The 14,099-nt window shown below is 70.3% G+C and carries 9 protein-coding genes; 6 read left to right on the top strand and 3 right to left on the bottom strand.

What is annotated here, in order from left to right; all coding sequences use genetic code 11:
• The first annotated feature begins 118 nt into the window (after positions 1 to 118).
• From OOK07_RS17815 to OOK07_RS17805, 3 genes are all read left to right on the top strand, one after another.
• Positions 119 to 3,580, top strand: a complete 3,462-nt coding sequence (locus tag OOK07_RS17815; protein WP_266681425.1) for a glycoside hydrolase family 3 C-terminal domain-containing protein — start codon at positions 119 to 121, stop codon at positions 3,578 to 3,580.
• Positions 3,581 to 3,734: 154 nt separating this feature from the next.
• Entirely contained in the window at positions 3,735 to 5,081 is a 1,347-nt protein-coding gene (locus OOK07_RS17810) for an extracellular catalytic domain type 1 short-chain-length polyhydroxyalkanoate depolymerase (protein WP_266797355.1), read from the top strand.
• Positions 5,082 to 5,300: 219 nt separating this feature from the next.
• Positions 5,301 to 6,611, top strand: a complete 1,311-nt coding sequence (locus tag OOK07_RS17805; RefSeq protein WP_266681421.1) for a cellulose binding domain-containing protein — start codon at positions 5,301 to 5,303, stop codon at positions 6,609 to 6,611.
• A 252-nt stretch (positions 6,612 to 6,863) separates the two neighbouring features.
• On the opposite strand, the gene OOK07_RS17800 is transcribed toward OOK07_RS17805, so the two are convergent.
• Both OOK07_RS17800 and OOK07_RS17795 read right to left on the bottom strand, forming a co-directional pair.
• On the bottom strand, positions 6,864 to 8,534 hold the full coding sequence (locus OOK07_RS17800) for an IclR family transcriptional regulator domain-containing protein (RefSeq protein ID WP_266797354.1): 1,671 nt from the start codon (positions 8,532 to 8,534) through the stop codon (positions 6,864 to 6,866).
• A gap of 68 nt (positions 8,535 to 8,602) precedes the next feature.
• Positions 8,603 to 9,880, bottom strand: coding sequence for a M6 family metalloprotease domain-containing protein (locus OOK07_RS17795; RefSeq protein WP_266797352.1), 1,278 nt, complete (start codon positions 9,878 to 9,880; stop codon positions 8,603 to 8,605).
• A gap of 283 nt (positions 9,881 to 10,163) precedes the next feature.
• Between OOK07_RS17795 and OOK07_RS17790 the strand changes: the two genes are divergently transcribed.
• Positions 10,164 to 10,829, top strand: a complete 666-nt coding sequence (locus OOK07_RS17790; protein ID WP_266681415.1) for a TetR/AcrR family transcriptional regulator — start codon at positions 10,164 to 10,166, stop codon at positions 10,827 to 10,829.
• A gap of 110 nt (positions 10,830 to 10,939) precedes the next feature.
• Positions 10,940 to 12,487: an MFS transporter gene (locus OOK07_RS17785; protein ID WP_266681413.1), complete on the top strand. Its 1,548-nt coding sequence runs from the start codon at positions 10,940 to 10,942 to the stop codon at positions 12,485 to 12,487.
• Between the two features lie 108 nt (positions 12,488 to 12,595).
• Here the strand turns inward: OOK07_RS17785 and OOK07_RS17780 are convergent, their stop codons facing one another.
• A complete protein-coding gene (locus tag OOK07_RS17780) occupies positions 12,596 to 13,126 on the bottom strand; it encodes a MarR family winged helix-turn-helix transcriptional regulator (protein ID WP_266797350.1) in 531 nt (176 codons plus the stop codon).
• Positions 13,127 to 13,275: 149 nt separating this feature from the next.
• On the opposite strand from OOK07_RS17780, the gene OOK07_RS17775 reads away from it, so the two are divergent.
• The gene (locus OOK07_RS17775; protein WP_266681409.1) at positions 13,276 to 14,067 is read left to right on the top strand and encodes a dioxygenase family protein; all 792 of its coding nucleotides are present in this window, start codon (positions 13,276 to 13,278) and stop codon (positions 14,065 to 14,067) included.
• The last annotated feature ends 32 nt before the right edge of the window (positions 14,068 to 14,099 follow it).

Here is a 14,099-nt window from a genome sequence, read left to right as displayed (position 1 = left end):
CGCTACGGTCGGCGCCACGGCTCATGCCGGTCCGCAGTCCGCGGTCCGGGCGTCGCCGCCCATCTACCTCGACACCTCCTACTCCTTCCCGGAGCGGGCCGCGGACCTCGTCTCACGGATGTCCCTGGACGAGAAGGTCCTGCAACTGCGCACCAACAGCGCGCCGGCCGTCCCGCGGCTGGGCGTACAGCAGTACACGTACTGGAGCGAGGGGCAGCACGGCATCAACACGCTGTTCGCCAACACCAACCCGGGCTCCGTGACCGGAGGTGTGCACGCCACCAGCTTCCCCACCAACCTCGCCGCGTCCATGTCCTGGGACAAGGACCTGATGTACAAGGAGACGACGGCGATCTCCGACGAGGCCCGAGGCCTGCTGGACAAGTCGCTGTGGGGAACCGGGCAGAACAACCTCGGGCCCTCGCGGGACAACTACGGGATGCTCACCTACTGGGCGCCGACGGTCAATCTCGACCGTGACCCGCGGTGGGGCCGCACCGATGAGGCGTTCGGCGAGGACCCGTACTTCACCGGGCAGATGGCGGGCGCGTTCGTCAACGGCTACCAGGGCCAGCATCCCGACGGCACTCCGCGGAGCAAGTACCTGAAGGTGGCCGCGACGGCGAAGCACTACGCGCTCAACAACGTCGAGCAGGACCGCACCGGCATCAGTTCGAACGTCTCGGACGACGACCTGTTCGACTACTACACCGCCCAGTTCAAGAGCCTCATCGAGAAGTCGCATGTCGCGGGCCTGATGACGTCGTACAACGCGATCAACGGCACACCGTCGTCGGCCAACACCTACACCACCAACCAGATCGCGCAGCGCACGTACGGCTTCGGCGGGTACATCACCTCCGACTGCGGCGCGGTCGGCACCACGTACCAGTCCTTCCCCGCCGGCCACGACTGGGCGCCGCCCGGCTGGACCACCGACCACAAGGGCGCGAGCGCGACGTGGACCAGCACCGCCACGGGCCGGAAGGTGGCCGGAGCAGCGGGCGGCCAGGCCTACGCACTGCGCGCGGGCACGCACGTCAACTGCACGGGTGCGGAGGCCACCTCACCCAATCTTGAGCAGGCGATCGAGGCCGGCGTCCTCAGTGAAGGCGTCATCGACAACGCGCTGGTGCACCTGTTCACCGTCCGGATGCGGACCGGTGAGTTCGACCCCGTGAACCAGCAGGAATACACGAAGATCACCAAGGCCGTCATCGAGTCACCGGCCCACCAGGCCCTGGCGCGGACCGTCGCCGACAACGCGCTCGTCCTCCTGCAGAACGACAAGGCCGCCGGTGCCGGCAGGCCGCTGCTGCCGGCCGACCCGGCCACGCTGAAGAAGGTCGTCATCGTCGGCGACCAGGCCGGGAAGGTCACCCTCGGCGGCTACTCGGGCGATCCCACCAAGAAGGTGAACGCGGTCCAGGGCATCACGGCCCAGGTCAAGGCGGCCAACCCCGACGCGCAGGTCGTCCACGACGCGGCCGGCACCTCCAGCACCGCGACCGGCGCGGCGACGCTGAGCGCCGAGACCCGGGCCGCCATCAAGAGCGCCGACCTGGTGGTCGTCGCGGTCGGCACCGACGATGCCACCGCGGGCGAGGGCAAGGACCGCGCCGGGCTGGCCCTGCCCGGCAACTACGGCAGCCTCATCGACCAGGTCACCGCCCTGGGCAACCCGAGGACCGTGCTGGACATCCAGTCCGACGGGCCCGTCGGCATCGAGCCCTACCGCGCCAAGGTGGCCTCGATCGTCTTCGCCGGCTACAACGGCGAAAGCCAGGGTGACGCCCTCGCCGACGTCCTGTTCGGCAAGCAGAACCCGGGCGGGCACCTCAACTTCACCTGGTACAAGGACGACTCGCAGCTGCCCGCCCTCTCCGACTACGACCTCGCGCCCGGCGGGACCGGCGGTCTGGGCCGCACCTACCAGTACTTCACGGGCGCGCCGACCTACCCCTTCGGCTACGGCCTGAGCTACAGCACCTTCGCCTACTCCCACGTCCGCGCCGACCGCTCCTCCGTGAACGCCGACGGGACGGTGACCGTCCGCTTCGACGTCACCAACACCGGCACCGTGCCCGGAACCACCGTCGCCCAGCTCTACGCGGGCACCGGCTTCACGGTCAAGGACCGCGAACTGCCGAAGAAGCGGCTCGTCGGCTTCCAAAAGACCCGGGTCCTCCAGCCCGGCGCCACCCAGCACATCACCCTGCGCGTCCGGGTGCCCGACCTCGCCTTCCACGACGGCCGGAAGGCCAGGCAGGTCGTCCACGACGGCACGTACCGGTTCGAGGTGGGGCCGGACGCCGCCACCACCGCCGGGGCCGCCAGGGTCACCGTGCACGGCAGCCTCACCCCGCACGTGAAGTACGTGACCGTACAGCCGGAGGCCGTGGTCTACAGGGCGGGCGACACCATCGACCTCACCGCCCGCAACCAGTGGATCAAGGACGACACCGACCGCACGGCCCAGCCCGGCCGCAATCTCAACGTCACCGCCGACCACGTCGTGGAGGCCGTCAACGACGACGGCTCCTTCCTGGACCTGTCCAGGGCCAAGGTCCGCTACACGAGCAGTGATCCCTCCGTCGCCTCCGTCAGCCGCAAGGGGCTGGTCACCGCGGTGGGCAACGGCGTGGCCACCATCCGCGCGACCGTGCACGGCGTCACCGGCTCCGCGGTGATCCGCGTCCACCACACCCTGGCCCTCGCCGCGGACCCGATCGTCAAGCCCGGTTCCCCCGTCACCGCGACCACCACCTACAGCAACACCGGCCCGACCGCCCTGCCGAACGCCTCGGTCACTCTGGACGTGCCCGACGGCTGGCGGGCCACCCCGACCTCACCGGCCACCTTCCCCAGCATCCCGGCCGGCGCCTCGGTCAGGACCACCTGGACGGTCACGCCGCCCGCCGGGGTCAGGCCCGGCACCTACGCCCTCGCCGCCTCGGCCCGCTACCAGGGCGCCCGGGCCAGCGACGACGCGGCGGGCCAGCTGTTCGTCCCCTACGCGTCCCTCAGCGACATCACCAAGAACACCGGTATCAGCGACGACGCCACTCCCGGTGCCGGCAATCTCGACGGCGGCGGTCAGAGCCTGTCCCAGCAGGCCCTCGCCGCCCGGGGGATCACCTCCGGCGGCACCGTCACCCACGGCGGACTGACCTTCACCTGGCCTGTCACCGGAACCGGCAAGCCCGACAACATCGTGGCCGGCGGCCAGACCGTGCCGTTCACCGGAACCGGCACCAAGCTCGGCTTCCTCGGCACCGCCGACTACGGCAACACCTCGGGCACCGGCCTGATCACCTACACCGACGGCACCAGCCAGCGCTACACCCTGTCCTTCGCCGACTGGTGGAGCACCAGCCCCGCCGACGGCACCGACATCGTCGCCACGACCGACTACATCAACAGCGGCAGCGGAAAGGTCCAGCAGAAGGTCAACGTGTACGGCGCCACCGTGCCGCTCCAGGCAGGCAAGACCGTGGCCTACCTGACCCTGCCGAACGTCGGCTCCGACGCGGTGTCAGGCCAGGTGGCCATGCACATCTTCGCCACAGCCATCGGCTGACCACCCATCCCCGACGGGCGCCGGTTCGCCACAGCCACCGGCCGACCACCCATCCCCGGCGGGCGCCGCATCCCGCGGCGCCCGCCGGGCCCCCCGGGGGGCCAGGGCCGGCGTACCACAAGCCCACACCGATCACCGGAAACGAGGTTCCTCCATGAGACGCACTCTGCGCGCGGTCCTGGCGATGGTGCTACTGCCACTGGTCGCGGCCCTCACGCTCCTGGCGCCCCAACCCGCGGCCGCGGCGAGCCTGACCCGCGTCACCGGCTTCGGGAACAACCCCACCAACCTCAACATGTACGTCTACGTGCCCGACCACGTGGCGCCCAGACCCGCCCTGCTCGTCCTGGTCCACTACTGCGGGGGATCGGCCGGGGGGATCTTCGGCGGCAACGGGCACGACTACGTCACCGCCGCCGACCGGTACGGCTTCGTCATCGTCCTGCCCGAGGCCACCCGTGACGGGCACTGCTTCGACGTCTCGTCACCCGCGGCGCTCAGGCGTGACGGCGGCAGCGACTCCACCGGCATCATGTCGATGGTCGGTTACACGCGCCAGCGCTACAACGTCGACCCGGCCCGCATCGTCGTCAGCGGATTCTCGTCGGGAGCCATGATGACGAATGTGCTGGCCGCCGAATACCCCGATGTCTTCAGCGCCGCCTCGGCGTTCTCCGGAGTGCCGGCGGGCTGCTTCGCCACCAGTGACGGCTCGCAGTGGAACGGCCAGTGCTCCGGAGGCAACATCATCAAATCGGCTCAGCAGTGGGGTGACCTGGCCCGTTCCATGTATCCGGGCTACAGCGGCCGCTACCCCCGTATGCAGCTGTGGCACGGCACCACCGACACGACCCTCGCCTATCCCAACTTCGGCGAGGAGATCAAGCAGTGGACCAACCTCCACGCACTGAGTCAGACACCCACCGCCACCGATCGGCCGCAGTCGTCCTGGACCCGCACCCGCTACGGCGGCACCGGCCCGCAGTCCCCCGTCGAGGGCATCAGCATCGCGGGCACGGGCCACACCCTGCCGCAGCCCGGCATGCTCGCCTACGCCATCACCTTCCTCGGTCTCGACGGCGACACGACGACTCCGCCGCCCAGCACCTCCGGTGCGCTGCACGCGGTGGGCGCGAGCAAGTGCCTGGACGTACCGAACGCGTCGACGACGCCAGGTACGCAGATGCAGATCCGGGATTGCCAGGGCGGGGCCGGCCAGCTCTGGACCCGTACCGGGTCCGGGCAGCTGACGGTGACCATCTCGGGGACCACCTTGTGTCTGGACGCCTACAACCACCAGACCACCTCCGGCACCAAGGTGGTGACCTGGCCGTGCAACGGCGGGGCCAACCAGCAGTGGAACCTCAACGCCGAGGGGACCGTCACCGGCGTCCAGTCCGGCCTGTGCCTGGACGTCACCGGCGCCTCCACCGCCAACGGCACCCCGGTCCAACTGTGGACGTGCAGCGGCGGCACCAACCAGAAGTGGAACCTCAGCTGACTCCACCACTGTCCGGGCCGGCCACGCCCCGGCCCGGCCCGGACAGTGCGGCTGACGATGGAGCATCCGCCCAGTACTTCGGACCGCACCTCTTGTCAGGGCCCTGCCCCTCTTCTACAGTCCCCGGAAACAGGCCATGGGAGCGCTCCCATGCGTGAGGGCGTTCCGCACTGCCTCGGCACCCGAGCACCCCCACTCACGAAGAAGACGGATCCCCCCATGCAGCTTCTTTCGACCCCCCGCCCGCTCACCCGAAGGCGCACCGTCAGGTTGCTGGCAGCACTCTGCTGCGCCGCGTTACCCGTCCTGGGCGCGGCGACCCGGCCTTCCGCGGCGAGTGCCGCCGCGACTGAGGTACTGGGCAACGCGACGCACTTCGACGGGCTCGGCAGCCCCTACGGCGGCTGTGGTCTGCCGCAGCGCGAACTGGACAGCCAGGACTTCGTGGCGCTCAACGTGTTCAACACACCCGGCGACTACTCGGGCTCCTACCCGCGCCCGGTGCCGGACTCAAGGGCATCGATCAAGGGTGTCTTCGACAACGGCCGCAACTGCGGCCGCTGGGTCAAGGTCACCATCGGGGACTACTGCACCGGCACCAACGACGGCGCCCCGGGCCAGGCCTTCTGCCGCAACGGCTCCTGGGTGGCCGACACGTACGAGGGGGCCACCCTGACCATGCTCGTCGCGGACAGCTGCGCCGATTCCAACGCCTGGTGCCGGGACGACCCCAACCACCTCGACCTGGCAACCGATTCCCTCAACCGCTTCCGGACGGGCACCACCCCGGTGGGGACGATGTACCCGGACCACTGGAACAACCGTCATGTCTCCTGGAGCTTCGTCCCGGCCCCGGACTACAGCGGCGACATCCGTATCGGCTTCCTCCGGGGAGCTCAGCGGTACTGGCCCGCCATCGCCGTCTCCCACCTGCCCAACGGTATTCACGGCGTCCAGTACCTGGCGAACGGCACCTGGACCGACGCCGGAATGAACAGCGACATGGGGCAGTCCTACGTCATCGGTGCGACGGCCTCCGGCGGAAGCAGCTTCACCATACGGATCCGGGACGCCGCCGACGCGTGGGTGGGCGGCGAACGTACGTACTCGTTCTCCCTGCCGTCAGGCTGCGCGGGAGGCTGCTCGCAGGACTACACCGCCGTCCCCTACACCACCGGCAGCTCTGGAGGGACACCGTCTCCCACTCCCGCGCCGAGCCCCTCCGGCGACGCCGCCTGCACAGCGGAATGGAAGCTGACCAGCTCATGGCAGGGCGGGTACCAGGCCGACGTCACGGTCACCGACACCGGGTCCGGGCCGGTCGCCGGCTGGTCGGTGCACCACACCCTGCCGGGCGGCGTGACCGTGGCGAACCTCTGGAACGCGGTGGTGGATCCGTCCCGCCCCGCCACCACCGTCCACAACGCCTCCTACAACGGCTCCCTGGCGCCGGGCACGTCGACGACCTGGGGGATGACGCTCAACGGCGACGACCGAGACCTCGGCACGCTCTCCTGCACCGCGTCCTGACCCCGAGAGCGCGGAGGGCGATGACCGTGCCTGAGCGGGCGGGCGGAGCCCTGACGTGCATCTCAAGAGTGCTGGTCACAGGGCGCGGTTCGCGCGGGAGCCGTACGGCCCTGGCGTCGGCGTACCGGATCTGTTTCGTGCCGGGGTGGCGGTCATGGCACCGGCGGGTCATGGCACCGGCAGGTCAAGGGCCTGCCGGTTCAGGGCCGCCGGTGCGGTGGCCGGGCTGCCGGCTGGTCATGGCGCGGCGGGTCAGGACACCTCCACCCGCGTGAAGCGGCCCGCCACCCGCAGCTCCGCCTCGATCCGGTCGGCCGTGGCTCGCAGGTGGGGCAGGATGTCCCGCTCGCACCCCTCGGCCGTGTGGCGGGCCGCGTGCATGGCGACGTTCAGGGCGGCGACCACGCGGCCGGTGCGGTCGTGGACCGGGACCGCGATCGAGCGCAGGCCCTCCTCCAGCTCCTCGTCGACCAGGGCGTGGCCCTTGGTGTGTACGTCGTCGAGGAGGCGGGTGAGAGCCTCGGGGTCGGTGAGGGTGTGCGGGGTCAGGGGTTGGAGTGGGAGCGGCAGCCGGCGGGTCGCCGGTGGCAGGTCCGCCAGGAGGACGCGGCCCATCGAGGTCGCGTAAGCCGGCAGTCGCGTGCCCACCGTGATGTTCACGCTCATGACGCGGCTGGTGGCGACCCGCGCCGTGTACTGGATCTCGTCCCCCGACAGGACGGACAGTGAGGTCGACTCGTGGACCCGGTGGGCCAGTTCGGCCAAGTGCGGGGCGGCGATCTCGGGCAGGGAGATACGGGACAGGGGCGGAAAACCCAGCTCCAGAACGCGTGGCGTCAGCTCGAAGGTGCGCTCCCGCGCCCGCACCAGCCCGAGGTGCTCGTAGGTGATCAGCGCCCTGCGTGCCGTCGCCCGTGCCAGTCCCGTCGCCTTCGCCACCTCCGTGAGGGTCGGTTCGGCGCGCCCCTCCCCGAAGGCGGTCAGCACTGTCAGGCCGCGCGCCAGGGACTCGACGAACTCCCTGCCCAGTTCCTGCTTGGACGCGCCGGTCCAGGTCGCGAGCCCGGAGGGTGCGGCGGCCGGCTCCGCGGGCGGCGCCTCGCGCAGGTCGTCCTCCATCGCCCGCACCGCCGCCCGCAGCCGGGGGAGCAGGGTGTCGCGCAGGCCCGTCGCCGTGTGCCGGCTGGTGTGGCTCACCACGCTCACCGCGCAGGCGGTCCTGCCGGTACGCGGATCCCGTACCGGCACCGAGACGGCCACCAGTCCCGGTTCGATCAGCTGGTCGTCCAACGCCCAGCCGTCCGCGGCCGATCCGGCGGCCCGGCGCTCGAACTCCTGGTCCGTTTCCGGGCGTTGGGGCGACGGTACGGCCAAGAAGGCCGTCGCCCTAGGGTCCGCCGCCCTGCGCTCCCGCCACGCCCCCCACTCCTCGTTGGTCCACTCCGCCGCGAACAGCGAACCTGGCGCGGTGCGTTCGGCCGGCAGCAGGTCGCCGATGCGGAAGCTGAGGGACATCGCGCGGCGGCGGGTGGCCTGGTGGATGAAGCGGATGCCGTCGCGGTCGGCGACCGCAAGGGATACGGATTCGTCCAGCTCGTCGGCGAGGGCGTCGGCGCGCGAGTCCAGCAGTGCGGGCAGGCGCAGCGCGGAGAGGTAGGCGTTGCCCAGCTCCATCAGGCGGGGGGCCAGCAGCACGTCACGGCCGTCGAGGCGGACGTATCCCATGCGGGCGAGGGTGGCGGTGATCCGGTCGACCGTGGAGCGGGCGAGGCCCGTGGCCCGTTCCAGCGCGCTCGGGCTCAGCGTCCCGCCCGCTTCGGTCAGCCGTCGCAGGACGGCGACCCCACGGATGAGGGGCGTGACCGCTTCGGCCGGTACGGCGGCAGGAGCGGCGGCGGGGGCCGTCGTGGGCTTCGCGGGCATCGGATCTCCGGTACGGCGGTCGGGGCACGCCTACCGTAATGCGCGGGCCCACCGTCACTTCGGCCTGCTCACCCCCGGGTCACCAGCACCCGGTAGTTTCCGGTCGCGTTGGCGCCCATCACCGCGATCCTGATCCCCTTCCTGGGGTCCTTGAAGACCTCGCCCGCCGTGAAGGGGGCGTCGGAGAGTTCCGCGTGGACGTTGGGGCTGCGGGTGCAGCCGCCGCTGTCGCGCCGGGAGTCGTACACCGTGACCGGTCCCATGCCGGTGTCCACGTCCGCGTCGACCTTGTAGACGAGCACGCCCGGCCGGCACACGGCCTCGTCGTTGCCCGCGCGGATGCGTACCTCGACGGCGTATCCGGACCGGTCGCTGAGCGGGACGAAGACCATCTTCGGGCCGCCGGCACGCTCCAGCGGTGTCAGCGTGTACTCCGTGGCGCCGTGCGCCGACGCGCAGCTGACCTGGGACGCGTCCAGCCAGCCGAGCTTCCACTTGTGCCAGCCGAGCAGGTCGTTGTTGGCCCCCCAGTCCTCGCTCATGATGTCCCAGTGCCCGACCGCGCCGCCGCCCTCCTGGGTGTAGAGGTCGGGCAGGCCGAAGACATGGCCGTTCTCGTGCGGCAGCACCCGGTAGCCGGTGCGGTCGTAGGAGCCGGAGCCGTCGTCCTGGCGGGAGTAGACGAAGGACGCGTTGGCGACGGGGACGCCGTCGGCGACCGGGGCGTCCGGGTTTCCGGCGAAGGTCACCGACAGGACCGTGTCCAGGGCGGACGGCCCGGCGTTCGGCGTCATCAGCACGTTCAGGAAGTCGTAGTCGCGGAAGTCCACCTCGGGGTCGGCGGCGCTCACGATGTCCTGGACGAGGTCGCGGTAGCCGGAGTCGAAGGGGGCGCCGCGCTCTATGCCGTAAGCCTTGAACGTTTTCGGCATGCGCAACCAGTGCGGGATCGGGGTCTCGGGGCGGTAGTCCAGGCGGCCGTAGGAGGAGGTGCGGAACCACTGCTGGGTCCTGGGGAAGAACTCGTGGAAGCGGTCGAGCGCTTTGCCCGGGCCGGGTGCGTCGGAGAAGTCGACCATCAGGGTCAGGGCGTGGACGGTGCCCGTGGACCGGGAGTAGCCGGCGCCGGTCGGGACGCCCTCCGACAGCTGGATGGCATGGCCGCCCCTGATCAGGCAGGGGTTGAGCGCCGCGGTGCGGGCCGGTGCGACCGGTCCCGCTCCGGCCGCGGTGGAACGTACCGTCGGATGCCCGCTGCCGGCCGAGGTGCCGACCGCGAGGACCAGGGCGGTCACGAAGGCGAGGGCGGCCGTGCGGCGCGGGCGTATCCGACGGCTGAGCTGCATGCACGGGCCCTTCGTCGTGGCAGCCGCCGGTCCTCGGGCTGCGCCCTTTCGATCACCCTGGTTCGGGGGCTGCGCGGGCGCGCGCTGGATGGGCCCGAACGTGGGTTTCTCGGGCAGGGCTGGCCGGCGGAAAGGCCAGTGGAGCAGTGTGACCCAGGTCACATAAAAGTTCTTCGAGTCCGGGAAATAACCGGGGAGCGTTTCCCCGTTTAACCAGGCGTCCGAGCGAAACGGGGACTGCCTCCCCGGATCGCGGAACCCACCGATTTACGAGGAGCGCGCCGTGACCGCCACGACGACCGCGCCGGACCCCGTGCAGCGCAAGGTGGCCCGGCCGCGCGCCGACGCCCTGCGCAACCGGGAGCGGATCGTCACCGCCGCCCGGGAGATGTTCACCGAGTTCGGCCCCGAAGTGCCGCTCGACGAGATCGCCCGCCGGGCGGGCGTGGGCAACGCCACGGTGTACCGCAACTTCCCCGACCGCGACGCACTCGTCCGCGAGGTCGTCTGCTCCGTCATGGACCGTACGTCCGAGGCGGCCGAGCGTGCGCTCGCCGAGACCGGGGACGCCTTCGAGGCGCTCGAACGATTCGTGCACACCTCCGCCGACGAGCGGATCAGCGCGCTGTGCCCGATGATCCAGACCACCTTCGACCAGAACCACCCCGACCTGGAAGCGTCGCGCGAACGCATCGAGGAACTCGTGGCGGAACTCATGGACCGCGCCAAGCAGGCCGGCCAACTCCGCCCCGACGTCGGCGTCGGTGACCTGATGATCGTCGTGGCCCAGCTCAGCCGGCCCCCGGCCGGCACCGACTGCATCGTCAACGACCGCTTCGTACACCGCCATCTGCAGCTGTTCCTGGACGGACTGCGGGCCCCGGCCCCGTCGGTCCTGCCGGGCACGGCCGTGACCGTCGAGGATCTGCGCCGGTCCTGCACCGATTAGTTCATCGCTCCAAGCCAGTCAACTACTACGACTTACCGGCCGTCCCCCTGGGTGAGCCGTCCCCGTACCAACACCTTTTTCCGTCACGAAGTCCCGAAGTGGGTAGACCCATGTCTGAAACAGCCGCAAAGGCTCCAGGCGCCGTCGACAAGAGCGGCGACGCCAACCGCTGGAAAGCGCTCGTCTTCATAGCGCTCGCCCAGCTGATGGTCGTGCTCGACGCGACCATCGTGAACATCGCTCTGCCGTCCGCCCAGAGCGACCTGGGCATCTCCGACGGCAACCGGCAGTGGGTCGTCACGGCCTACGCCCTCGCGTTCGGCGGACTCCTCCTGTTCGGCGGCCGGATCGCCGACCTGTGGGGCCGCAAGCGTGCCTTCGTCATCGGTCTGACCGGCTTCGCCGCCGCCTCCGCGCTCGGCGGAGCGGCCACGACCGGCGCCATGATGTTCGGCGCCCGTGCTCTGCAGGGCGCCTTCGGCGCACTGCTCGCGCCCGCCGCGCTCTCCCTGCTCGCCGTGATGTTCACGGACGCCAAGGAGCGCGCCAAGGCGTTCGGCATCTACGGCGCGATCGCCGGTGGCGGCGGCGCCGTCGGCTTCATCCTCGGTGGTGTGCTCACCGAGTACCTGGACTGGCGCTGGACGTTCTTCGTCAACATCCCGTTCGCCATCGTGGCCGCGCTGGGCGCGTACTTCGTCATCCGTGAGCCGGAGGGCGGCCGCAACCGCAACCCGCTCGACATCCCGGGCGTGCTCCTGTCCACCCTCGGCCTGGTCTCGCTGGTCTACGGCTTCACCCGCGCCGAGTCCGACGGCTGGGGCGACACCACGACCATCTCCCTGTTCGTCGCCTCCGTGGTCCTGCTGATCGCGTTCGTCGTCACCGAGACCAAGGTCAAGGCGCCGCTGCTGCCCCTGCGCGTGGTCACCGACCGCAACCGCGGCGGCATCTACCTCTCGCTCGGTATCGCGATCATCGCGATGTTCGGCACGTTCCTCTTCCTGACCTACTACCTGCAGGTCGTCCAGGGCTTCTCGCCGATCAAGACCGGCTTCGCCTTCCTGCCGATGATCGCGGGCATGATGGTCGGCTCCACCCAGATCGGTGCTCGCCTGATGACCCGGGTCCCGGCCCGGCTGCTGATGGGCCCCGGCTTCCTGGTCGCAGCGGTCGGCATGCTGCTGATGACGCAGCTGGAGATCGGCTCGTCGTACTCCTCGACGATCCTGCCCTCGATGCTGCTGCTCGGTCTCGGCATGGGTACGGCGTTCATGCCGGCCATGTCCCTGGCCACCCTGGGCGTCGAGCCCCGGGACGCCGGTGTCGCCTCCGCGATGGTCAACACCTCGCAGCAGGTGGGCGGCGCGATCGGCACCGCCCTGCTGAACACGATCGCCGCCTCCGCGACGACCGCGTACATCAAGGACCACATCGCCGGCGCGACCTCCAAGTCGCAGGCGCAGCTGGTCCAGCTGCAGGGTCAGGTGCACGGCTACACCAACGCGATCTGGTTCGCGGTGGGCATGCTGGCGCTGGCCGCGGTGATCGTCGTGACCCTCGTCAACGCCGGCCGTCCGGACACCTCGGTCGTGTCCGGCTCGTCCTCCGGCGAGGACGCCGGTGAGGAGCTGGCCGTCCCGGTAGTCGCCCACTGACGGCGACCGCCCGGTCATACCCCTTCGGAACCATCCGTACGTGAGAGGAAGGGGACGCCTCCCACGTACGACCCCAGGGCCTGTGCCCTGGCTCCCTGAGTGAGCGGCTCAGCGGAGCCAGGGCAGGTCCGCACCCGCTTCGCTCGGCTGGAGTCCCTCGGTGACGATCTCCATGATCTCGCCGAGGGACTCCTGCTGTTGTGGCGTCAGCCGCTCGAACAGCGCCTGCCGCACCGCGGCCACATGGCCCGGCGCGGTCCGGGCCAGTACCTCGGCGCCCGCGTCGGTCAGCACGGCGAACTGGCCCCGCTTGTCGGAGGGGCAGTCCTCGCGGCGCACCCAGCCGTTCTTCTCCAGACGCGCTATGGCGTGCGAGAGGCGGGAACGGGTGATCTTCGACTTCATCGCCAGCTCGGTCATCCGCAGCCGCTGCTGCGGGGACTCGGCGAGTCCGACCAGCAGCCCGTAGTAGACGTGCGGCATGCCCGCGTCCCGCTGGAGCTGGCGGTCGAGGTGGTCCTCCAGGAGCGTGGTCGCGTGCAGGTAGGAGCGCCAGACGCGCTGCTCGTCATCACTGAGCCAGCGCGGTTCCCCGGCGGGGGTCTCCCGGTCGGGCGCGGATGTGGATGCAGTGTTCATACATCCACTGTACGAGGCTCTCCTTGAAACTTAAACAAATGGCGCGTACGCTTTTGAACGACAGACGCTTTAGAGTTAAAGCAACCTGAAGCGACTTGAAGCGACTTGAACAAGCTTGAAACAACTGCTCTCCGAAGGGAGTCGCCGCCATGTCCGCCGCCACCCGGGAGCGCATGCCCGCCCTCTATCTCAGCCACGGCGCCCCACCGCTCGCGGACGACCCGATCTGGCCCGGTGAACTCGCCGCCTGGTCCGCGGGCCTGCCCCGCCCCAAGGCGATCCTCATGGTCTCCGCCCACTGGGAGGAAGCCCCCCTCGCGCTGGGAGCGGTCGACACGATCCCGCTCGTCTACGACTTCTGGGGCTTCCCCGAGCACTACTACCAGGTGACCTACGAGGCGCCGGGCGCTCCCGAACTCGCCGAGTCCGTACGGAAGTTGCTGCGCGCCCCCGGCATCCCTGTGCAGGACATCCCGGACCGCGGCCTCGACCACGGCGCCTACGTCCCGCTCGTCGAGATGTTCCCGGCCGCCGACATCCCGGTCCTGCAGATCTCCATGCCGACCCTCGACCCGGTGAGGCTGATGGACATCGGCCGCAAGCTGGCGCCGCTGCGCGACGAGGGCGTGCTGATCGTCGGCTCCGGCTTCTTCACCCACAACCTGGCCGCGCTGCGGCACACCGGCGCGGGAGTGCCCAGCTGGTCGTCGGAGTTCGACGACTGGGGCAGGAAGGCGCTGGAGGCGCGGGACTGGGACAGCCTGCTCGACTTTCTCCACAAGGCCCCGGCCGGCCGCTACGCCCACCCGCGCACCGAGCACTTCGCCCCGCTGTTCGTGACCATGGGCGCGGCGGACGTGACCGGCGAGCTGGACGCGCAGGAGTCCGTGATCGACGGCTTCTGGATGGGCATGGCCAAGAGGTCCGTACAGTTCGGCTGACGGTTCGCGGCTGAAGGCCGCCGGATGACCGC

This window comes from Streptomyces sp. NBC_00078 (genome assembly GCF_026343335.1).
In the GTDB taxonomy this organism is placed as follows: domain Bacteria; phylum Actinomycetota; class Actinomycetes; order Streptomycetales; family Streptomycetaceae; genus Streptomyces.
Note: the sequence above shows the minus strand (reverse complement) of the source record. Positions and strands in the feature narration are given on the sequence as shown.

Coding starts and splice junctions, on each gene's coding strand:
- OOK07_RS17815 (WP_266681425.1), top strand. CDS start 119: ATGTCCCTGGACGAGAAGGTCCTGCAACTGCGCACCAACAGCGCGCCG.
- OOK07_RS17810 (WP_266797355.1), top strand. CDS start 3,735: ATGAGACGCACTCTGCGCGCGGTCCTGGCGATGGTGCTACTGCCACTG.
- OOK07_RS17805 (WP_266681421.1), top strand. CDS start 5,301: ATGCAGCTTCTTTCGACCCCCCGCCCGCTCACCCGAAGGCGCACCGTC.
- OOK07_RS17800 (WP_266797354.1), bottom strand. CDS start 8,534: ATGCCCGCGAAGCCCACGACGGCCCCCGCCGCCGCTCCTGCCGCCGTA.
- OOK07_RS17795 (WP_266797352.1), bottom strand. CDS start 9,880: ATGCAGCTCAGCCGTCGGATACGCCCGCGCCGCACGGCCGCCCTCGCC.
- OOK07_RS17785 (WP_266681413.1), top strand. CDS start 10,940: ATGTCTGAAACAGCCGCAAAGGCTCCAGGCGCCGTCGACAAGAGCGGC.
- OOK07_RS17780 (WP_266797350.1), bottom strand. CDS start 13,126: ATGAACACTGCATCCACATCCGCGCCCGACCGGGAGACCCCCGCCGGG.
- OOK07_RS17775 (WP_266681409.1), top strand. CDS start 13,276: ATGTCCGCCGCCACCCGGGAGCGCATGCCCGCCCTCTATCTCAGCCAC.